The sequence below is a fragment of the Bradyrhizobium sp. DN3 genome (assembly GCF_041357655.1).
In the GTDB taxonomy this organism is placed as follows: Bacteria; Pseudomonadota; Alphaproteobacteria; order Rhizobiales; family Xanthobacteraceae; genus Bradyrhizobium.
In genome coordinates this window covers 308179-328584 of the sequence record NZ_JAULLN010000001.1, presented here as the reverse complement: position 1 = coordinate 328584, position 20406 = coordinate 308179, and the positions used below count along the sequence as shown (strand labels likewise).

The 20406-nt window shown below is 64.8% G+C and carries 18 protein-coding genes; 6 read left to right on the top strand and 12 right to left on the bottom strand.

Annotation, left to right across the window (positions count from 1 at the left end; translation table 11 throughout):
• The first annotated feature begins 107 nt into the window (after positions 1 to 107).
• Genes AAE027_RS01440 through cnbZ form a run of 4 tightly spaced genes read left to right on the top strand, consistent with a single transcriptional unit; the run spans position 108 to position 5079 of the window.
• Positions 108 to 2690, top strand: coding sequence for a sensor histidine kinase (locus tag AAE027_RS01440; protein WP_370985103.1), 2583 nt, complete (start codon positions 108 to 110; stop codon positions 2688 to 2690).
• Positions 2687 to 3076, top strand: coding sequence for a response regulator (locus AAE027_RS01435; RefSeq protein WP_018315558.1), 390 nt, complete (start codon positions 2687 to 2689; stop codon positions 3074 to 3076). The genes AAE027_RS01440 and AAE027_RS01435 overlap by 4 nt, the downstream gene beginning before the upstream one ends.
• A complete protein-coding gene (locus AAE027_RS01430) occupies positions 3073 to 4323 on the top strand; it encodes an adenylate/guanylate cyclase domain-containing protein (protein ID WP_370985104.1) in 1251 nt (416 codons plus the stop codon). The genes AAE027_RS01435 and AAE027_RS01430 overlap by 4 nt, the downstream gene beginning before the upstream one ends.
• A gap of 9 nt (positions 4324 to 4332) precedes the next feature.
• Positions 4333 to 5079: a 2-amino-5-chloromuconate deaminase CnbZ gene (cnbZ, locus tag AAE027_RS01425; protein WP_249760459.1), complete on the top strand. Its 747-nt coding sequence runs from the start codon at positions 4333 to 4335 to the stop codon at positions 5077 to 5079.
• Positions 5080 to 5281: 202 nt separating this feature from the next.
• Here the strand turns inward: cnbZ and AAE027_RS01420 are convergent, their stop codons facing one another.
• The 12 genes from AAE027_RS01420 to AAE027_RS01365 form a co-directional block, all read right to left on the bottom strand.
• On the bottom strand, positions 5282 to 6166 hold the full coding sequence (locus AAE027_RS01420; protein ID WP_370985105.1) for an ABC transporter permease: 885 nt from the start codon (positions 6164 to 6166) through the stop codon (positions 5282 to 5284).
• 4 nt (positions 6167 to 6170) lie between these two features.
• A complete protein-coding gene (locus AAE027_RS01415) occupies positions 6171 to 7112 on the bottom strand; it encodes an ABC transporter permease (protein WP_091891577.1) in 942 nt (313 codons plus the stop codon).
• Between the two features lie 10 nt (positions 7113 to 7122).
• Entirely contained in the window at positions 7123 to 8631 is a 1509-nt protein-coding gene (locus AAE027_RS01410; protein ID WP_370985106.1) for an ABC transporter substrate-binding protein, read from the bottom strand.
• A gap of 22 nt (positions 8632 to 8653) precedes the next feature.
• Positions 8654 to 9760, bottom strand: a complete 1107-nt coding sequence (locus tag AAE027_RS01405) for an ABC transporter ATP-binding protein (protein WP_176945757.1) — start codon at positions 9758 to 9760, stop codon at positions 8654 to 8656.
• Positions 9760 to 10749, bottom strand: coding sequence for an ABC transporter ATP-binding protein (locus AAE027_RS01400; protein ID WP_091891572.1), 990 nt, complete (start codon positions 10747 to 10749; stop codon positions 9760 to 9762). The genes AAE027_RS01405 and AAE027_RS01400 overlap by 1 nt, the downstream gene beginning before the upstream one ends.
• Positions 10746 to 11456 carry a DUF1028 domain-containing protein gene (locus tag AAE027_RS01395; protein WP_370985107.1) on the bottom strand — a complete coding sequence of 237 codons (711 nt, stop codon included), beginning with the start codon at positions 11454 to 11456 and terminating at the stop codon, positions 10746 to 10748. Before AAE027_RS01395 ends, AAE027_RS01400 begins: the two co-directional genes overlap by 4 nt.
• A 10-nt stretch (positions 11457 to 11466) precedes the next feature.
• Complete coding sequence (locus AAE027_RS01390) at positions 11467 to 13272, bottom strand: gamma-glutamyltransferase family protein (protein ID WP_370985108.1); 1806 nt, start codon at positions 13270 to 13272, stop codon at positions 11467 to 11469.
• Between the two features lie 81 nt (positions 13273 to 13353).
• Positions 13354 to 14343 (bottom strand): ABC transporter ATP-binding protein, encoded by a 990-nt coding sequence (locus tag AAE027_RS01385; RefSeq protein WP_370985109.1) that lies wholly within the window; start codon positions 14341 to 14343, stop codon positions 13354 to 13356.
• Positions 14340 to 15326 carry an ABC transporter ATP-binding protein gene (locus tag AAE027_RS01380; RefSeq protein ID WP_370985110.1) on the bottom strand — a complete coding sequence of 329 codons (987 nt, stop codon included), beginning with the start codon at positions 15324 to 15326 and terminating at the stop codon, positions 14340 to 14342. Before AAE027_RS01380 ends, AAE027_RS01385 begins: the two co-directional genes overlap by 4 nt.
• 13 nt (positions 15327 to 15339) lie before the next feature.
• Entirely contained in the window at positions 15340 to 16311 is a 972-nt protein-coding gene (locus AAE027_RS01375; protein WP_370985111.1) for an ABC transporter permease, read from the bottom strand.
• 10 nt (positions 16312 to 16321) lie between these two features.
• Positions 16322 to 17302 carry an ABC transporter permease gene (locus tag AAE027_RS01370; protein ID WP_370985112.1) on the bottom strand — a complete coding sequence of 327 codons (981 nt, stop codon included), beginning with the start codon at positions 17300 to 17302 and terminating at the stop codon, positions 16322 to 16324.
• Positions 17303 to 17406: 104 nt separating this feature from the next.
• Entirely contained in the window at positions 17407 to 19002 is a 1596-nt protein-coding gene (locus AAE027_RS01365; RefSeq protein ID WP_091891551.1) for an ABC transporter substrate-binding protein, read from the bottom strand.
• 307 nt (positions 19003 to 19309) lie between these two features.
• On the opposite strand from AAE027_RS01365, the gene AAE027_RS01360 reads away from it, so the two are divergent.
• Positions 19310 to 19567: a DUF6489 family protein gene (locus AAE027_RS01360; protein ID WP_091891548.1), complete on the top strand. Its 258-nt coding sequence runs from the start codon at positions 19310 to 19312 to the stop codon at positions 19565 to 19567.
• Positions 19567 to 20367, top strand: coding sequence for an esterase/lipase family protein (locus AAE027_RS01355; RefSeq protein WP_370985113.1), 801 nt, complete (start codon positions 19567 to 19569; stop codon positions 20365 to 20367). The genes AAE027_RS01360 and AAE027_RS01355 overlap by 1 nt, the downstream gene beginning before the upstream one ends.
• Positions 20368 to 20406 lie beyond the last annotated feature (39 nt).

Below are 20406 nucleotides of genomic sequence, written 5' to 3'. Positions count from 1 at the left end.
AATGGGTTAACCTCCATTGCCGCCCTTTTTCGTTCTCGGCTCCAGCAAAGAGTCCGTTCCCGCGCTTGCGAGAGACAAGGTCCGGTCTTCTTGCTAGGTTCCGAGGGATGAGCCTTTCCCTCCATCCCGACACCCCGCAAGCCAGGACGCTGCCGAGCGCGGCGCCGGGGGAGGGCGCGTCCGGCGAAGCGGCGGGCCGCGGGATCAGGACCCGGCTGTTCACCAAATATGTTGCGCTGTTCGTGGCAGTGGTCGCCGTCGCGCTGCTCGCCAACGGCCTGTTCGAGGTCTTCTTCTATTATCGTGAGCACAAGGCCTCGCTGATCCGGGTCCAGCACGAGCAGGCCGAGGCAGCCGCGGCCAAGATCGGCCAGTTCGTCAAGGAGATCGAGAGCCAGCTCGGCTGGACCACGCAACTGCCCTGGTCGGGGGGCTCGATCGAGCAGCGCCGCTTCGACGCGCTGCGGCTGCTCCGCCAAGTGCCTGCCGTCACCGAGCTCGCCCAGGTGGATTCGACCGGCAAGGAGCGGTTGCGCGTCTCGCGGCTGGCGATGAATGCGATCGACAGCGGGATCGACCTGTCGAACGATCCGAAATTCACCGAAGCGCTCGCACACAAGGTCTATTATGGACCTGTCTATTTCCGCCGGGAGTCCGAGCCCTACATGACGCTGGCGCTGGGCGGCGCGCGCAAAGATGCCGGCGTCAGCATCGCCGAGGTCAATCTCAAGCTGATCTGGGACGTCGTGTCGCAAATCAAGGTCGGCGAGCACGGGCATGCCTATGTGGTTGGCCCCGAAGGGCGCCTGATCGCGCATCCCGATATCAGCCTGGTCCTACGCAACACCGACATGTCGGGTCTCGCGCAAGTGCGCGCCGCGCAGGCCGGCAGTGGCCCCACCTCCGACGCGCTTCCCGAAGCGCGCAATATCCAGGGGCAGAAGGTGTTGACCGCATCGGCCCCGATCGCGCCGCTGGGCTGGACCATGTTCGTAGAGCTTCCTGTCGAAGAGGCCTACGCCGCGCTTTATGCCTCGTTGCAGCGGCTCGCGATCGTGCTGCTGGCGGCTTCGATTTTCGCGGTGCTTGCGGGGATCTTTCTCGCGCGCCGCATGGTCGGGCCGATCCAGGCGCTGCGCAGCGGCGCGGAGCGCATCGGCGGCGGCGACTTCTCCCAGCGCATCTCGATCAAAACCGGCGACGAACTCGAAGGCCTCGCCAACCAGTTCAACGAGATGGGCGCGCGCTTGCAGGAATCCTATGCCGACCTCGAAAACAAGGTCGAACGGCGCACAGCGGAATTGAGCGAGTCCCTGCAGCAGCAGACTGCGACCGCCGACGTGTTGAAAGTTATCAGCCGTTCGGCGTTCGACCTGCAAGCCGTGCTGAACACGCTTGTTGGCTCGGCAGCTCGCTTGTGTGACGCGGACGAGGGGACGATTTTCCGCCCCAACGATGGCGTTTTCTATTTGGCGGCAAGTTGCGGACTCGACGCGGAACAGGAAAACAAGCTTCGGACATTCGCGTCCGTACCTGAACGCGGAAGTGTGGTCGGCCGCACGCTGCTCGACGGTAAGACGGTTCATGTCCCGGATGTGCAGGCCGACCCGGAATATGCGCCCTCGTCCGCCCGAAGGCGCGCCAACGTGCGTACGATGCTGGGTGTGCCCCTGCTTCGAGAGGGGGCACCGATCGGGGTATTCGTTCTGACACGACACGAGGTGCGGCCGTTCAGCGCGAAGCAGATCGAACTCGCCACGACCTTCGCAGACCAGGCCCTTATCGCGATCGAGAATGTCCGATTGTTCGAGGAGGTCCAGGAACGTACCAGAGAGTTGTCGCAGTCGCTCGACGACCTCCGCGCTGCCCAGGACCGCCTGATCCAGACCGAGAAGCTCGCCTCCCTCGGCCAGCTCACGGCGGGCATCGCCCACGAGATCAAGAACCCGCTCAATTTCGTCAACAACTTCTCCGCGGTGTCGACCGAGCTGATCGACGAGCTCAAGGAGACCCTGCAGTCGGCCGCGCTCGATGGCAAGACGAAGGAGGAGGTCGACGAGCTGACCGGCATGCTCAGGGCCAATCTCGAGAAGGTGGTGCAGCACGGCAAACGCGCCGATTCCATCGTCAGGAACATGCTGCTGCATTCGCGCGAGGGCTCCGGCGAGCATCGCGCGGTGGATATCAATGCAGTCGTGGAGGAGAGCCTCAATCTGGCCTACCACGGCGCGCGCGCCGAAAGGCCGGCCTTCAACGTCACGCTTCAGCGCGAGCTCGATCCGGCCGCCGGTATGGTCGATATCTATCCGCAGGAGATCACGCGCGTCTTCCTCAACCTGATCTCCAACGGCTTCTATGCCACTGCCAAGCGCAAGGACAGCGCGGGCGAGGCGTTCGAGCCGACCTTGCGCGCGGCAACGAAGAACCTCGGCGACAGGGTCGAGATCCGGATCCGCGACAACGGCACCGGGATTCCGCCCGAGGTGAAGCAGAAGATGTTCAATCCCTTCTTCACCACCAAGCCGGCCGGCGAGGGTACAGGGCTCGGCCTTTCCATGAGCCATGACATCGTCGTGAAGCAGCACGGCGGCACGATCGACGTGAACACCGAGCCCGGTGTATTCACCGAATTCATCATCACACTGCCGCGCACGATGGCGGCAGGCGGAACTACTGGAGACGAGACTTGAACGTTTACATCCTGGTCGTCGATGACGAGCCCGACGTCGAGGCGCTGTTCCGGCAGCAGTTCCGGCGGGAGCTGCGCGCGGGACGCTTCCAGATGGAATTTGCGTCCTCTGCGCCCGATGCACTCAAGCGTGCCGCAGAGGTTCGCGATCCCTCGCTGATCCTGATTCTATCGGACATCAACATGCCCGGCATGAGCGGGCTCGACATGCTGCCGAAGGTACGTGCCGCGCATCCGGACGTTCCCGTCATCATGATCACTGCCTATGGCGACGCCGAAACGCGCCGCAAGGCGATCGAGCGCGGCGCCGTCGGGCTCCTGACCAAGCCGATCGACTTTGCACTGCTGCGGCAGGAGATCGACACGAGGCTCGAGCAAGCCGCATGACTGCGACCATCCTCTTCGTCGATGACGAGCCGGACCTCGAGGCGCTGATCCTGCAAAAATTCCGCAGGCAGATCCGGGAGGGGCGCATCGATATCATGTTCGCGCGCGACGGCCTCGAGGCGCTGCAATCGCTCGAGCAGAATCCGCATGTCGACATGGTGGTCTCCGACATCAACATGCCGAGGATGGACGGACTGTCGCTGCTGGCGAAGCTCCAGGAGGCCGAGGACAAGAAGTCGACCATTATCGTCTCCGCCTATGGCGACATGAGCAACATCCGCACCGCCATGAATCGCGGCGCATTCGACTTCCTGACCAAGCCGATCGATTTCGCCGATCTGGAAGCCACGATCGACAAAACCATTCGCCACGTCGAGATGCTGCGCGAGGTGCGGCGGCGCCAGCTGGAGGCCGAGCGCGCCCACGCCTCGCTGTCGCGCTTCTTCTCGCCGGAGATCGCCAGGCGCCTGGCGGCGGATGTCGCCGGCGACGGCATGGAGGTGCAGTGGCGCGAGGTCGCGACCATCTTCACCGACATCACCGGCTTCACGTCGCTGGTGGAGAGCGCGGCGCCCCAGATGCTCGGCGAGCTCCTCAATGAATATGTCGGCGGCATGACCGAGATCGTCTTCGCGCATGAGGGAACGGTCACGAAAATCATCGGCGATGCGATCCAGGTGCTCTTCAATGCGCCGGGGGACCAGCCGGATTATGCGACGCGTGCGGTCGCCTGCGCCCATGATCTCGACGCCTGGGCGGAGGACTTCTCGGCGCGGTGGAGGGCGAGAGGCGTGAATTTCGGGACCACCCGGATCGGCGTGCATGCAGGCCCGGCGCTGGTCGGCAATTTCGGCGGCAATCGCTTCTTCGACTACACCGCTTACGGCGACACCATCAATATCGCGGCGCGGCTGGAGGCTGCCAACAAGCATCTGGGAACGCGCATTTGCGTCAGCGCCAGCGTCGCCAAGTCGGCCGAAAACTTCCAAGGCCGCCCCATAGGCGAGCTGATGCTGCGCGGACGCAGCGAACCGCTCCGCGCGTTCGAACCGCTGCCGCAGGCCAAATTCGAAGCGCCTGAGACGGCGCTATATTCGGCGGCTTTTGCCAAGATGGAGGCCGGCGATGCCGCCGCCATGCCGGCCTTTGCCGCGCTGGTCGGCATGCACGCCGACGATCCCTTGGCTGGCTTTCACCTAAGACGCCTGCTCAACGGCGCCAAGGGCATTCGCATGCAACTGGAATAGGAGTCCGTCATGATCCGTGAGTTCTCTGCCGGCAATTATCGTTTCATTCCGTCCGTGTTCCAGTACTCGGCGGGTGCCGCCGCAGATGATGGCTACGAGATCGAGCGCGTTCGGTTCGACCGCCTGGTGCCGCTTGCGGAAGGATTTGCGCTGGCGGCGAAGTTCATCCAGCAGGCCGGGCGCCCGCTGACGGCATTCTGTGCCTGCGAATTGCGCTCGCCGGCGGCTTTCAGCGAGGAAGGTTTTCGGGCGTTCAACCTGCACTATGTGAAGACGCTGTCGGAATGGGGCATCTTCGACGGCACCACCAATCCGGTGGCACGCAGCAATGTCTGCCCCGAGATCGATCCGCCGTCCGAGCCGTCATTCTACGCATTCTCCTTCACGCGCCCAACCCGCTCGACAGCGCCGAGCTTCGTGATCGCCGGCGGCGCCGAGGCACGCGAGGGCAGCGGGACCTATGTCGAGCGCACGGTGCGCTACCGCGACCTCAGCCCGGAAGGGCTGCGGGAGAAGGTGCGCTTCACCACGACGTCGCAGATGGAGAACCGGATGGGGGCCTTCGGCTTCGGCTGGAAGGACACGACCGGCGTGCAGGCCTATTCGGTGCACGACTTCCACCACGCGCTGGTCGATGAGCTGGTCCGTCGCGGCGCGCTGCGCTCCGGCCTGACCTGGCATTTTGCCCGGCCTCCCGTGGTCGATCTCGAATATGAGATGGATTGCCGCCGCGTGATGCGAGAGGTGGTGATTTGAGGTCTATCGGCTGGTGATCTTCACCTCTCCCGTAGGGAGAGGTCGGATCGCATCAAAGATGCGATCCGGGTGAGCGGTTTCAGTCTCACTGAATGCTGCGGCCCCTCACCCGGATTGCACTGGACGATGCTTTGCATCGCCAGGCGCAATCCGACCTCTCCCCCGACGGGGAGAGGTGTAGGGCGGCAACGTTGATCCAAACTCAGCGCTGGCGCGGGTCGAGTGCGTCGCGCAGGCCGTCGCCGAGCAGGTTCAGCGACAGCACCACCAGGAAGATCGCAAGCCCCGGCCAGATCGCCATCCAGGGCGCCTGGGTCAGGAAGCGCTGTGCGGCATTGAGCATGCTGCCCCATGACGGTGCCGGCGGCTGCTGACCGAGGCCGAGGAAGGACAACGCCGCTTCGGCGATGATGGCCGCCGCGATCGACAGTGTCGCCTGCACCAGCAGCGCCGGCAGGATGTTCGGCAGGATGTGTGAGAACGCGATCCGCCACGGTGGATTGCCGAGTGCCCGCGCGGCCTCGACATAGTCCTCGGCCTTGACGCTCAGCACCTGGCCGCGGGTCAGGCGGATGAAGATCGGGGTCGCCGAGATGCCGATCGCGATCATGGCATTGCCGAGGCTCGGACCGAGGAATGCCGCCAGCGCAATCGCCAGGATCAGGAACGGGCAGGCGAGCATTGCGTCGGTGATCCGGCTGATCAGCGCATCGGTGAAGCCGCCGCGATAGCCGGCGAGCAGGCCCAGCGGCAGGCCGATGCCGAGCGCGATCGCGACCGAGATCAGACCGGCGAGCAGCGAGGCGCGCGCGCCGTAGATGACGCGGCTCAGGATGTCGCGGCCAAGCTCGTCGGTGCCAAACCAGTGCGCGGCGGTCGGCGGCTTGCGCACCAGGCTCCAGCTCGTCGCGACGGGATCATAGGGAACGACGATCGGTGCAAGCACCGCAAGAAGAATGAACGCGATGATCACCATGAGGCCAAATACAGCGGCCTTGCGCTTGAACAGACGCCGCCGCGCGCGGCGTGCCGGGCTGTCCGGCTCGTGAGCTTGCGTGACGGGGCTGGCGAGCGCCGTGTCAGTCATGGCACTAGCCCCGTAGCCGCGGATTGACGAGGATATAGGCGACGTCCGCAACGAGATTCAGCGTGATGTAGACCGTGGCCGTCACCAGCACCACGCCCTGCACGACCGCATAGTCGCGGTTGAAAACGGCGTCCACGATCAGCTTGCCGAAGCCGGGGATGGAGAAGATCTGCTCGGTCAGCACCGCACCTGACAGCAGCGTGCCAAGCTCAAGCGCGCCGAGCGTGATGATGGGCGTCAGTGCGTTGCGCATCGCGTGCTTGAGGATGACCGAGCGTTCCGACAGTCCCTTGGCGCGCGCGGTGCGGACATAGTCGCTCTCCAGCACCTGCAGCATGGCACTGCGCGTATGCCGCATCAGGATCGCGGCAATCGCGTTGCCCAGCACGAAGGCCGGCATGATGGTGGCCGCCAGGCTCGCGCGCCAGTTCTCGGTGAGCGGCACATAGCCCGAGGCCGGCAGCCAGCCGAGCTCGATCGAGAACAGGAAGATCAGCATGATGCCGAGCCAGAAATTCGGCGTGGAGATGCCCCACAGCGCGAAGAAATTGGCGCCGTAGTCCCAGACAGTGCCTTTCTTCACGGCCGCGACGATGCCGGCGGGAATGCCGATGCAGAACGCGATCAGGATCGCCATCGAGCCGAGCTGTAGCGTCACCGGCAGCTTCTGTGCGATCAGCTCGCGCACCGGCATCTTGTTGCGCAGCGACTCGCCGAAATCGCCCGACAGGACGCCCTTGATCCAGTAGGCATACTGCACGGGAATCGGCTGATCGAGCCGGTACTGATGCCGGATCTGCTCGATCACCGCAGGATCGCGCTCTTCGCCCGCCATCACCAGCGCGGGATCGCCCGGCAGCAATTGCTGCAGCGAGAAGATCAACACCGACACGAAGAACAGTGTCGGCACGATCTGGACAAGGCGGCGGGCGAGGAAGTTCAGCATCCTTTCGGCGTCACTTCAGCTTGAGGCCGACCACGCGCACGAGGCCGTCGGGCATCTGCCTGTAACCTTCGAGCTTGGTCGTGTGCGCGATGATGATGCGGCGATGGTAGAGGTAAAGGAGCGGCTCTTCCTCCCGGACCAGTTTCGCCAGAGCTTCGTAACTGGCCTTGCGCTTGGTGGAATCGGTCACCGCTCGCGCATCCTCCAGCGCCTTGTCGGCCTGTGCATTGTTCCACGCGCCGTAGTTCTGCGGCGCGCCGCTGTGGAGGAAGACGTAGGTGTTGCCGTCGGGATCGACGCGGCCGCTCCAGGCGAGCATGTAAGCCTGGTAGTCTCCGGCCTCCGCCTGCTTCAGTCCGGTCGCGAATTCGGTGAGGCGAATCTTCATGTCGAAGCCGGCTTCGGCCGCCATCGACTGGATCACCTGCGCCGGCGTCTCCGTCTCGGCGCCCTTCGGCACCAGGAAGTCGACGCTGACCGGCGGCGTCACACCGGCTTCCTTCAGCAGCGCCTTGGCTTTCTCGACATTGCGGGGACGGACCGGAAGGGATTTCTGATAATACGGATGATCAGGATTGACCCATTGATTGCCAACCTGAAACTCGCCGTTGAACACGACCTGGTTGATCGCTTCGCGGTCGATGGCGAGATCGAGCGCCTGTCGCACCTTGGCGGATTGGCTGAGCGGCCCTTTGGCCTTGTCCTTGCCGATGTTGAGGGTGACCCCCTGATAGCCCAGCTCGATGGCGGTCGCGACCTTCAGCCGCGAATCCGCGCGAACCTCCTTGAGGTCGGTGGCGAGCACCCGCTCGATCAGGTCGAGGCCGCCGGACTTCAGGTTTGCGAGCCGCACCGTGGCATCGACGATCGGCTGGAACACGATGCGGTCGATGAAGACGTTGTCCTTGTTCCAGTAGTCGGCGAACTTCTCGAACACGATGCGGTCCTGCTGCACGCGCTCGACGAATTTGTAGGGACCGGCGCAGACCGGACGCAGGCCGAACTTGTCGCCGGCTTCCTTGGCCGCCTTCGGCGACACCATCATGCCGGCACGATCGGTGAGCTGCGCGAGCAGCGGCGAGAACGGCGACTTCAGCACCAGCTTGATGGTGAGGGGATCGACGACGTCGATGTGGTCGACCGAGGCCAGCTCCGGCTTGCGGAAGGAGCCCGGGAAGGTCAGGTGGCGCTCCAGCGAGAACTTGGCGGCCTCGGCATCGAACGGCTCGCCGTCGTGAAATTTCACGCCGGGGCGGAGCTTGATGACGAGCGCTTTGCCGTCATCGGCCGTTTCGCTGGACAGCGCGAGCTGCGGCACGATGTTAAGCTTCTCGTCGATGTCGAACAGCTTGTCGCAGAACGCGGAGAACACGATGCGGCCGACATAGGTGCGTGCCATCGATGGATCGAGGATGTCGGGATCCTCGGCAAGACCGATGCGCAGCGTGGTTTGGGCTTGTGCTGTTACGACCGACAGCAGGAAGGCGGTGGCCGTTGCGGCCCGGCGAAACATCTTCATCGGACAGTCCCCATTGCTTCGACTACGTCGTTGTGGGCGCGGTGTCTTGTATACCAACCCCGGAGACGGCTTCGCCTTCCGTCTTTTGGCTGAAGGCCGCGACCAATTTTGCAAGTGCCGGCGAAAACCCGCCGGCCGCCGGCAGGATGGCGTCGGCAGACGGCAGCTCGCTTACACGGTGACAGGCGGCGGCGTGGCCCGCGCGGTCGGCCACGAGCTCCGGCGCCTCGGTACGACAGCGCTCGATAACGAAGGGGCAGCGCGTATGGAAGCGGCAGCCGGCCGGCGGGTTGAGCGCGCTAGGGATCTCGCCCGCCAATAGGACCGTCGTTCGCTTCGCTTTCGGCTGTGGCAGGGGGATCGCGGACAACAGCGCCCGGCTATAGGGATGGCGCGGTGCTGCGAAGAGCGCGTCGGCCTCCGCCGTCTCGACGATCTGGCCGAGATTCATCACCGCCACGTGGTCGGCGATGTGCTTGACCACGGCGAGGTCATGCGAGACGAAGATGTAGGCGAGGCCGAGCCGGTCCTGGAGCTCGCGCAGCAGATTAAGGATCTGCGAGCGGATCGAGACGTCCAGCGCCGAGACCGGCTCGTCGCAGATGATCAGCTTCGGCTCGACCGCGAGCGCACGGGCGATGGCAATGCGCTGGCGCTGACCGCCGGAGAATTCATGCGGATAGCGCTGCGCCAGCCGCGGCTCCAGCCCGACCAGCCGCAGCAGTTCGGTGACCCGCTCGCGCCGCTGTGCGGGAGGCACGAGATCGTGTAGCGCCAGCGGCTCGGTCAGGATCTGGCCGACCGTCATGCGCGGATTGAGCGAGGCGTAGGGGTCCTGGAAGATGATTTGGGCTTCGCGGCGGAAGGCGCGGAGTGCATTGGCGTCCAGGGAGAGAAGATCACGGCCGTCAAAGCGTACCGTACCTGCATCCGGCTCGATCAGCCGCAGCACCAGGCGACTGACGGTGGATTTGCCGCAACCGGATTCGCCGACCAGGGCCAGCGTCTTGCCGGCTTCGAGCGAGAAGCTGACGCCATCGACCGCCTTGACGTGCGCCCGAGCGCGGCCGAACAGCGAGCGTTCGGCGACGAAATGCTTGACCAGCCCTTCGACCTCGAGCAGTGCCATCACGACACCAGACGTTCAAGCGGCGCGCGGATGCAGCGCGACAGGTGGCCGGGGCTGACTTCGATCAATGGCGGCGGCGCCTTGGTGCAGGCATCCAGCACGAACGGACAGCGCGCGGCGAAGCGACAGCCGGCGGGCGGCTGCGCCATGTTCGGCACCATGCCTTCGATCGTCGCGAGCTCCTCGGCGCGATGGTCGAGGCGCGGGATCGAGCCGAGCAGGCCGACGGTGTAGGGATGCTGCGGTGCCGAGAACAATTCGTCCACCGGCGCGCGCTCGACGATCTCGCCGGCATACATCACCGCGACCTCGTCGCAGACCTCGGCGACGACGCCGAGATCATGCGTGATCAGAATGATGGCGGCACCGCTCGCCGCCTTCAACTCCCGCATCAGCTCCAGAATCTGGGCCTGCAAGGTGACATCGAGCGCCGTGGTGGGCTCGTCAGCAATCAAGAGGCGCGGATCGCAGGCCAGCGCCATCGCGATCATCACGCGCTGGCGCATGCCGCCGGAGAGCTTGTGCGGATATTCGTCGATCCGTCGCTCGGGTGAGGGGATGTGGACGCGGCGCAGAAGCTCGATCGTCCGCTCGCGCGCACTGCGCCGCGAACCGCCGCGATGGCGCAAGATCGTCTCGATGATCTGGTCGCCGATGGTCAGGCTCGGGTTGAGCGAGGTCATCGGCTCCTGGAAGATCATCGCCAGACGGTTGCCGCGGAGGTCGCGCAGGGTCTGGTCCGGGGTGCTCAGCAGGTCGAACCCCTCGAAGCGGATCGTACCCGATATCTCCGCGCTTTGCTTCGGCAGCAAGCCCATGATCGCCAGCGACGTCACGCTCTTGCCGCAGCCGGATTCGCCGACGAGGCCGAGCGTGGCGCCATTGGCGACGCTGAGATCGACGCAGTCGACCGCGTGGGTGACACGGCCATCGTCGCCGTGGAAGCGAATGCGCAGATCCGTGATCTCGATGAGGGGACTGGCGCTCATGACTGTCTTGCGCGGGCTGCTTTGATGCTGGCGTCGATGACGCTGCGATCGGTGTTGCCGGCCGGGTTCTGCCGCGTCGGCATGGAGGCGCGGAAGTGCACCCAGAGCTCCTGGCTGACCCGCTCGAGCCGTTCGAGTTCCCCGAGCGGATCGGGATGATCGTCGGCGCGAATGTCCAACGCCGGCCATTCCTCCTCACCATGGATCAGCAGCGCCGCCGATTGCTTGCCGCGCTTGTCACCGCCGGCGGCTTCGCCTGCGCGCATGGCCGCGAGCAGACGGCGCGGGAAGGGCAGGCTGTCGTTGGCGATGTAGGTCTTTGCGGTCTCGTCGAGCACGTCGGCGCCCGCAAGCATGTTGCCGGCGATGGAGAAGCCGCTGCCCGCGATGTGCCCGCACCAGTCGATACAATCGCGCCCGGTATGCGCGGCGATCGCGCCGCTCGCGTCCATGATGTGGGTCTGGCGACTTTCGCGGCCGTCGTCGGCAGCGAGCAGCGCGGCAATGACGTCGTGTGCATTGAGGCCTTCGCGCAGCAGCTTGACGCCGTCGATGCCGTAATAGGGATTGACCAAGGCCTGCGTGGCGATTGCCCCGAGTCCAGCGGCAATGTACGGGACACGCGCGCCCACGGCGAAGAAACGCGTCGCAACGGCGATGCCGAACTGGTCGGTGGCAGGATCTCGCGCGATGATCGACCAGGTCATTTTCTGCCCATCAGCGTCCTGTGGCGTAGCCCTGCATGCCGCGGGGATTTGCGGCAGCGCGCCGGCGCACGCCGACGCGCGAGGCCGCGGTGAGGCGGCCCTCGGACCAGTCGGGACCGACCTCGACGATGTGCCCGCGCTCGCGAAGGTTCTCGATCGTGGCCTTCGGCACGCGGTTCTCGACCACGAGCACGCCCGGGCGCGCGGTGCGCGGCCAGAACGAGATCGGAAAATGCTCGGAGTGCCAGGCCGGCGCGTCGATCGCCTGCTGGAGATTGAGGTTGCAATGGACGTGGCGCAGGAAGAACTGCGTGATCCACTGGTCCTGCTGATCGCCGCCGGGCGAGCCCCAGGCCAAGTACGGCTCGCCATCGCGCAGCGCCATGGTCGGCGACAGCGTGGTGCGCGGCCGCTTGCCCGGCGCGAGCGCGGCAGGATGGTCCTCCTCGAGCCAGAACATCTGCGCACGGCTGCCGAGACAAAAGCCGAGCTCGGGAATGATCGGCGAGGATTGCAGCCAGCCGCCCGACGGTGTCGACGAGACCATGTTGCCGGCTTTGTCGATGATGTCGAAATGCACGGTGTCGCCGCGCACTTCGCCGAAGCGGCCCACGGTCGGCTCGCCGGCCCCGAGCGCGCCGACCGCCTCGCGCTGGCCCTCGGCGCGGCGAAGCTTGACCACGCCGCCAAAGCCCTCGACCGAGCCGGGGCGGAAGTCGAGCGAGGCCTTGTCGGTGACGAGCTTGCGGCGCTCGTCATTATAGGCATCCGACAGCAACGTCGCGATCGGGATCTCGTTGAATTTGGGGTCGCCGTAGAACTTTTCGCGGTCGGCGAATGCCAGCTTGGCGCATTCGATCTGGAGATGGATGAACTCCGGCCCGGTCGGATCGAGCCCGTCGAGCGCAAAGCCTTTCAACAGAGCGAGCTGCTGGAGCGTCACCGGGCCCTGGCTCCAGACGCCGGCCTTGCAGACGGTGTAGCGGCCATAATCGTAGGTGAGCGGCGCCTCGATCGTCGGCTGCCAGCGCGCCATGTCGTCGGCCGAGAGGACGCCGCGATGCGGTGAGCCGCTGACGTCCATGACCTCCTGGGTGCGGCAGAATTTGTCGATGGCTTCTGCGACAAAGCCCTGCGACCAGGCTTTTCGCGCGCGCTCGATCTCGGCGTCGCGGCCGCCGCCGCCGCTCTCGGCTTCGCTGAGAATGCGGGTATAGGTCGCAGCCAGCGTCTTGTTGGTGAACAGCGTTCCGGGCCTCGGCACCTCGCCATTCGGCAGGTAGACGGCGGCCGAGGTCGGCCAATGCTTGCGGAACAGCTGCTCGACCGTCTGGATAGTGGCGCAGGCGCGCTCGACCAGCGGATAGCCGTCACGCGCATAGGAGATCGCGGGCTCCAGCACATCGCGCACACGCATCGTGCCGTAGTCGCGCAGCAGCAACATCCAGGATTCGAAGGTGCCGGGAACGCAGGCGGCGAGCAGACCGGTGCCGGGCACCATGTCGAGGCCTTCGCTCTTGTAGTGCGCGATGGTGGCGCGTGCCGGTGCCGGGCCTTGACCGCAGATCACTTCGGTGCGGCCGCGCTTGACGTCATGGACGATGACAGGCACGTCGCCGCCGGGGCCGTTCAGATGCGGCTCGACCACCTGCAGCGTGAAGGCGGTGGCGACACCGGCGTCGAAGGCGTTGCCGCCCTTCTCCAGGATGCCCATGCCAACGGCGGTCGCAATCCAATGCGTGGTGGCGACGACCCCGAAGGTGCCTTCGATCTCCGGCCTTGTCGTGAACGGATCGGGATTGATCTTGCTGGCCATGGGCTACCTCATTTGCGACGCGCGCAATTGATCACAGGGCCACGCCGCCGCCAAATGCGCAGGCTGCATGGCACGCGCGCGTCACGCCGGGACCGGCGCGGTGTTGACCGCGTGGCAGGCGACGCCGTCGATCAGTTCCGGCGTGTCCCTGCGACAGAGATCGAACGCCAGCGGACAGCGCGGGTTGAAGGCGCAGCCGGAGGGGGGATGGATCGGGTTCGGGATCTCGCCCTTGACCGGAATGCGCTGGCGGCCGCTCATGGCGAGATCAGGCACGGCACCCAGCAGCATCTTGGTGTAGGGCATGCGCGGACGGGCGAACAGCTCGCGTCCTTCCGCGATCTCGACGATGCGGCCGAGATACATCACGCCGACCCGGCTCGCCATGTGGCGGACCACGGCGAGGTTGTGGCTGATGAACATATAGGTCAGGCCGAACTTGTCCTGGAGATCGCGCATCAGGTTCAGGATCTGCGCCTGCACGGAGACGTCGAGCGCCGAGGTCGGCTCGTCGCAGACGATGAACTCGGCGTCTGATGCAAGCGCGCGCGCGATCGCGATGCGCTGGCGCTGGCCGCCGGAGAACTCGTGCGGAAATTTCAGCCTGTCGTCGGGGTGCAGGCCGACGAGGCTGAGCAGCTCGCCGACGCGAGCCTGGATGTCGCGCTCGCCCTGGATCAGGTCGAAGGCGCGGATCGGCTCGGAGATGATGGCGTCGACCCGGAAGCGAGGGTTCAGGCTGGCATAGGGGTCCTGGAAGATCATCTGGATGCGGCGGCGTAGCTTCCGCCGCGCCGACGCTTGTCGCGGATCGGTCATCGACACGCCGTCGATCAGCACGTCGCCAGAACTCGGCGGCAGCAGGCCGACGACCATGCGCGCCACCGTGGTCTTGCCGGAACCGGATTCGCCGACCAGGGCGAACGTCTCGCCCTTCCTGATCTCGAAGCTAACGTGATCGACCGCCTTGAGGTATTCGAGATGCCCACCTTCGAGCACGCGGTTGAGCCATGGCTTCGAGACGTCGAAGACGCGGCGCAGATTGGTGGCCTGGACGAAGGGAGCACTCATGCCGCGCTCTCCGCCGGCACGTTGTCATAGAGGTGGCAGGCAACCGACTGCGCGCCACGTGGGAGCGGCTCCGGCCGTTCCACCCGGCAGCGGTCGAAGGCGAACGCGCAGCGCGGATTGAACGAGCAACCCGGCGGAATCGCCGACAGGCGCGGCATGGAGCCGGGAATCTGCACGAGACGCTTGTCGTCTCCGGTCAGCGTTGGGATCGCGCCCATCAGCCCCCTGGCGTAGGGGTGTAGCGGATTCTTCACGACATCCTGCACCGGACCGATCTCGGCGATGCGGCCGGCATACATCACCGCGACCCGGTCCGACGTCTCCGCGATCACGCCCATGTCGTGGGTCACCAGCATCACGGCGGTGCCGTGGTCGCGCCCGAGCCGTTTGATCAGGGAGATGATCTGCGCCTGCACGGAGACATCGAGCGCGGTGGTCGGCTCGTCTGCGATGATCAGTTCCGGCTCGGCGCAGATCGCCAGCGCAATCACCACGCGCTGGCGCATGCCGCCGGAGAATTCGTGGGGATAGCCGTCGATGCGCTTTTCCGGCGCGGGAATGCCGACTTCGGCCAAGAGGTCGATGGCGCGGCGGCGCGCCGCTTGTTCGGAGAGATTGAGGTGGGTCCGGATCGTCTCCACGATCTGGTCGCCGACCCGGTAGAGCGGATTGAGCGAGGTGAGGGGATCCTGGAAGATCATGCCGATGCGCTTGCCCCGGATGCGGCGCATCTCCTCCGGTGGCAGATTGTCGATGCGCAGGCCCGCGAGATGAATCTCGCCGCCGGCGATGCGGCCAGGCGGATCGATCAAGCCGATCACCGAGAGGCCGGTGACGGACTTGCCGGCGCCGGATTCGCCGACCACGCCGAGCACCTCGCCCTTGGCGATGTCGAAGGACACGCCGTCGATGGCGCGCAGCGTGCCGCGGCGGGAGGCGAACTCGACCTGGAGGTTGCGCACGGAGAGAACGGGTTCGGTCATGGGCGAGGCATACTCATCGAAGTTTTGGATTGAGCGCGTCGCGCAGCCAGTCGCCGAGCAGATTGATCGACAGAATCAGCGCCGCGAGCGCAAGCCCGGGGAAGGCGACGATCCACCATTCGCCGGCGAACAGGTAGTTGTTGCCGATCCGGATCAGCGTCCCCAGCGAGGGCATGGTGTCGGGCAGGCCGACGCCGAGGAAGGACAGCGTCGCTTCGGTGATGATGGCCAGCGCGAGGTTGATGGTGGCGATGACCAGGATCGGGCCCATCGTGTTCGGCAGCACATGCCGCAGCATGATCTTTGGTGCGGGCAGGCCGATCAGCTGCGCGGCGGCGACATAGTCCTTGTTCTTCTCGACCATGACGGAACCGCGCACCGTCCGGGCATAGCCCACCCAGAAGCTCAGGCCGATCGAGATCACCAGCACCACCAGCATGCTGTTGGCATCCAGGCGGTTGCCCAGGATCGATTTCGCGATGCCATTGACCAGCAGCGCGATCAGGATGGCGGGGAAGGTGAGCTGCACGTCGGCGATCCGCATGATCACGCCGTCGACCGCGCCGCCGAAATAGCCGGCGATCAGGCCGAGCGCGATGCCGAGCGCGCCGGCGAAGATCACGCCGGCCACGCCGACGGCGAGCGAGATGCGCATCCCGTAGAGAATGGCGGAGAACACGTCGCGGCCCTGCTCGTCGGTGCCGAGCAGGAATGGGCTCTGGCCGTCCGCGGTCCACAGCGGTGAAATCCGCGAATTCATCAATTGCAGTTGCGCCGGATCGAAGGGGTTCTGCACCGCGAGCCAGGAGGCAAAGATCGCGAGCAGAAAGAACAAGACCGTGATGGCCGCCGCCACCATGGTGAGCTTGGAGCGCCGGAACGAATAAAAGAGGTCGCTGTCGAGCGCGCGGCTGAACCAGCTGTGGGCGGCATGCGTCGGCTGCGCGCTCGGCTTGTCGGAATTGGAGACGACTGCGTCGGACATGCAGGCTGCCTTATGCGGCGCGACCGACGGTCGCGCGCAAGCGCGGATCGACCACGGTGTAGAGGATGTCGACCACCAAATTGATAGTGACGAAAATCAGCGAGACCATCAGCAGGTAGGCGGCCATGATCGGGATATCGACATTTTGCACGGCCTGCACGAACAGAAGTCCCATGCCCGGCCATTGGAACACGGTTTCGGTGATGATCGAAAAGGCAATAACCGAGCCAAACTGAAGTCCGGCGACCGTGATCACGGGAATCAGCGTGTTCTTCAGCGCGTGGCCGAAATGAATGGCACGGGTGGTCAGCCCCCTCGCGCGGGCGAAGCGGATATAGTCGGTCCGCAGCACTTCCAGCATCTCCGCGCGCACCAGCCGCATGATCAGGGTCATCTGGAACAGGCCGAGCGTGATCGCGGGCATGATCAGCGCCTTCAGGCCCGACAGCGTGAGCAGGCCCGTAGTCCACCAGCCGAGCTTGACCACCTCGCCGCGGCCGAAGGAGGGCAGCCAGCCCAATGTCACCGCGAACAGATAGATCAGAAGAATGCCGATCAGGAAAGTTGGCAGCGAGATGCCGATCAGCGAAACCGCCTGGAATAATTTGGCGAGCACGGCATCCCGCCTGAGCGCCGAATAGACGCCCATCAGGATGCCGAGCACCATGGCAAAGACGGTCGCGCAGATCGCAAGTTCCAGCGTCGCGGGCATGCGCTCGCTCAACAGCGTCGAGACCGGCTGGCGGAACTGATAGGAGACACCAAATTTGAACTGCGCGGCATCGGCGAAATAGCGCACGAATTGCAACGGCACGGGATCGTCCAGGCCGAGCGACTTGCGCACGACCTCGCGTTCAGCCGCCGACGTGTCGATCGAGACGATCTGGTTGACGGGGTCGCCGGCGAAGCGGAACATCGAGAAGGCGATGATGCCGACGGCGAACATGACGCCGATGGCCTGAACGGCGCGGCGAAGCGTGAAAGCGAGCATGCCTTCCACTTTCCTTGGGTGTGCGTACGGCCGACGTCCTTGTCGGCCGGAAAAGGAAAGGTCCCGGAAGTCTGACGCTGCCGGGACCTCGTGTTCAACTGACGCTATTCCTTCTTGGTTGCCCAGTGGAACATGACGAGATTGTCGGCACGCTGCGGCAGGTTGACCTTTTTCGATACGCCCCAGGCCAGAGCCTGCTGGTGCAGCGGGATGTAGGCCCAGTCCTTGTTGGCGATTTCATAGGCCTGCTTGATCAGCTGGTTGCGCTTGGCAGTGTCGGTTTCGACCAGCACCTTGTCGGTGATGGCGTCGAACTCCTTGTTGCAGTAGCCGCCGAGGTTGGCCTCACCGCGCGAGGATTTCGCATCGTCGCGGCAACCCATGATGTCATAGAGCACGTTGTGGGAATCCATCGTGCTCGGCGTCCAGCCCAAGAGGTAGAACGAGGTCTGGTAGCCGCCTTGCTTGAGCACCTTGGCGAAGTACTGCGCCTTCGGCTGCGCCAAGAGATTGATCTTGACGCCGATGCGGGCGAGCATGCCGACGACGGCCTGGCAGATCGCGGCGTCGTTGACGTAACGATCGTTCGGGCAATCCATGGTGACCTCGAAGCCGTCAGGATAGCCGGCCGCGGTCAGAAGCTTCTTGGCGCCATCAGGGTCGAATTTCGGCCGCGTGAACTCCTTGGACAGCACAAACAATTCCGGCGCGATCATCAGAGCTGACGGCGTCGACAGTCCGCGCATGACGCGCGTCTTGATGAGCTCGATATCAATCGCCTTGTAGAAGGCCTCGCGGACACGGACGTCCTTGAACGGGTTCTTGCCCTTGACGTTGGAGTAGAGCAACTCGTCACGGGTCTGGTCGAAGCCGATGAAGATGGTGCGCAGCTCCGGCCCTTTCAGCACCTGTGCATTCGGGCTGGAATCGACGCGGGAAATATCCTGGATCGGCACCGGCTCGATGACATCGACTTCGCCCGAGAGCAGCGCGGCGACGCGGGTGGCATCGGAGGCGATCGGGGTGAAGATGATCTCCTTCAGGTTACCTTCCATCTTGCCCCAGTAATTGGGGTTGGCTTTGAACACCGTCTTCACGCCGGGCTGGTGGCTTTCGATGATGAAGGGGCCGGTGCCATTCTCGTGCAGCGAGGCGTAGCTCGGCGTGGTCGCCGCCACCGGCGTCGGATCGACGACATTGTTCTCCTCGGCCCATTTCTTGTCCATGATGTACCAGACATCCCACGACGAATGCAGGATGGGATTGGGCGAGGGCAGGACGAAATCGACGGTGTAGTCGTCGACCTTCACGACCTTGACGTCGGCCGCAAGGCGGGTCTGCATATTGGACCCCTTCTTGCGGACCCGATCGGCGGAGAACAGCACATCGTCGGCGGTGAAGGGATCGCCGTTGTGGAATTTCACGCCCTTGCGCAAATGGAAGCGCCAGCGGGTCGGCTCCGGAGTTTCCCAGCTTTCCGCCAGTGCCGGAATGATCTTGAGGTCCTTGTCCCGCGCAGTCAGGCCTTGATAGACGTGACCGAGATGGGCATGGGTGGTGCTCTCGTTGAGGGTATAGGGGTCAAGCGACTTCAGGTCGCCCTGGTTGGCATAGCGCAACGTCTGGCTCAACGCCGGCGAGACCGTCAACGCAACCGTACCGGCGAGCGCCGCCGCAAACAGACTTCGACCTACTGACATTCTTGACCCTCTCCACACCGCCGTGCCGGTGATTTTTGATTTGTTCGGCCGGCCGATCAATCCATGTTGCCCAGAGTTCTCGACCCGTGCAAGCGTCATTCCAGCAAGGAACGCGCCAACTTGCACCGCTGTGCAGCAATGCTGACCAGCATTGGCCGGCGGATGGACGCGGGTGCGAGCAATTTGATTGGCCATACCCGCCGATGGCGGAAGCCGGCGTCCCGCCGCCGACATCAGGTCGCTTGCGTCGCACCACAACTCGCGGCGATACTACCGGCAGGCCGCTCGAATCTCATCCGGAGGGGATATGAAAGTTAACATCGAAATCGACTGCACCCCCCTCGAGGCCCGCCAGTTCTTTGGATTGCCCGATGTGTCGCCGATGCAGACGGCGGTGATGGACAAGCTACAGCAGCAGGTCTTGAGCAACATCGACAAGGTCTCGCCCGAATCGTTGGTCCAGAGCTGGTTTACGTACGATCCCAAGCTCGCCGAGCGGTTTCAGGATATGTTCGTCGCGATGGCCGGCCTCGGCGGCACGCGCAGTAGCGACAAGAAGAAATAGTGTCGTCAGGGCCGGACGGGACGCTGGATCCAGGCCGGCTTCGTCCGCCGGGTGTCGGACTGCTGCTTGCCGAGGCTCGGGGCCTGTTCGAACTCAATGCGAGCCTGCTGCTGTCTCCGCTGCTGATGCGCGCACCAAGGGGCGACGGCCATCCGGTGCTGGCGCTACCGGGCTTCCTCGCCAGCGATCTCTCGATGGCGCCGATGCGGCGCTATCTCAGCGAGCTCGGTTATGAGGCACATGCCTGGCGGATGGGCCGCAATCTCGGCGGGCTCGGACGGATGCGCGACGCCTTGCGCGTTCGTCTGGGCGAAATCCATGCCGCGTCCGGACGCAAGGTCAGCCTGGTCGGGTGGAGCCTCGGCGGCGTCTATGCCCGTGATCTCGCACTTCAGGCGCCGGAAATGGTCCGCTATGTCGTCACGCTCGGCAGCCCTTTTGCCAACGACGTGCGGGCGACCAATGCCACGCGGCTGTACGAGGCGCTGTCCGGCGAGCGGGTCGAGGATTTTGCCGAACAGCGCGAGGCGCTCGCCGGCGATCTGCCGGTGCCTACGAGCTCGATCTATTCGCGCGCCGACGGTGTCGTAAACTGGCGCACCTGTCTGCTCCGTCCCTCCGACCGTGCCGAGAACATCGAGGTGCACCTGGCGAGCCATATCGGGCTCGGGGTCAATCCCGCGGCGCTATGGGCCGTGGCGGACCGCCTGGCGCAACCGGAGGGGGAATTCTGGCCATTTGACCGGGCCGGGCCGTTTGCCATTGCATATGCCCCGCCGGAACAGGCAGTATCGGCCTGACGAGAAGCGCAGACCAAGGCGCCCGTCGAAATCTTGCGG

Excerpts from the sequence above, each read along its gene's own strand:
- AAE027_RS01440 (WP_370985103.1), top strand. The coding sequence starts at position 108 with ATGAGCCTTTCCCTCCATCCCGACACCCCGCAAGCCAGGACGCTGCCG.
- AAE027_RS01430 (WP_370985104.1), top strand. The coding sequence starts at position 3,073 with ATGACTGCGACCATCCTCTTCGTCGATGACGAGCCGGACCTCGAGGCG.
- cnbZ (WP_249760459.1), top strand. The coding sequence starts at position 4,333 with ATGATCCGTGAGTTCTCTGCCGGCAATTATCGTTTCATTCCGTCCGTG.
- AAE027_RS01420 (WP_370985105.1), bottom strand. The coding sequence starts at position 6,166 with ATGACTGACACGGCGCTCGCCAGCCCCGTCACGCAAGCTCACGAGCCG.
- AAE027_RS01415 (WP_091891577.1), bottom strand. The coding sequence starts at position 7,112 with ATGCTGAACTTCCTCGCCCGCCGCCTTGTCCAGATCGTGCCGACACTG.
- AAE027_RS01410 (WP_370985106.1), bottom strand. The coding sequence starts at position 8,631 with ATGAAGATGTTTCGCCGGGCCGCAACGGCCACCGCCTTCCTGCTGTCG.
- AAE027_RS01405 (WP_176945757.1), bottom strand. The coding sequence starts at position 9,760 with ATGGCACTGCTCGAGGTCGAAGGGCTGGTCAAGCATTTCGTCGCCGAA.
- AAE027_RS01400 (WP_091891572.1), bottom strand. The coding sequence starts at position 10,749 with ATGAGCGCCAGTCCCCTCATCGAGATCACGGATCTGCGCATTCGCTTC.
- AAE027_RS01395 (WP_370985107.1), bottom strand. The coding sequence starts at position 11,456 with ATGACCTGGTCGATCATCGCGCGAGATCCTGCCACCGACCAGTTCGGC.
- AAE027_RS01390 (WP_370985108.1), bottom strand. The coding sequence starts at position 13,272 with ATGGCCAGCAAGATCAATCCCGATCCGTTCACGACAAGGCCGGAGATC.
- AAE027_RS01385 (WP_370985109.1), bottom strand. The coding sequence starts at position 14,343 with ATGAGTGCTCCCTTCGTCCAGGCCACCAATCTGCGCCGCGTCTTCGAC.
- AAE027_RS01380 (WP_370985110.1), bottom strand. The coding sequence starts at position 15,326 with ATGACCGAACCCGTTCTCTCCGTGCGCAACCTCCAGGTCGAGTTCGCC.
- AAE027_RS01375 (WP_370985111.1), bottom strand. The coding sequence starts at position 16,311 with ATGTCCGACGCAGTCGTCTCCAATTCCGACAAGCCGAGCGCGCAGCCG.
- AAE027_RS01370 (WP_370985112.1), bottom strand. The coding sequence starts at position 17,302 with ATGCTCGCTTTCACGCTTCGCCGCGCCGTTCAGGCCATCGGCGTCATG.
- AAE027_RS01365 (WP_091891551.1), bottom strand. The coding sequence starts at position 19,002 with ATGTCAGTAGGTCGAAGTCTGTTTGCGGCGGCGCTCGCCGGTACGGTT.
- AAE027_RS01360 (WP_091891548.1), top strand. The coding sequence starts at position 19,310 with ATGAAAGTTAACATCGAAATCGACTGCACCCCCCTCGAGGCCCGCCAG.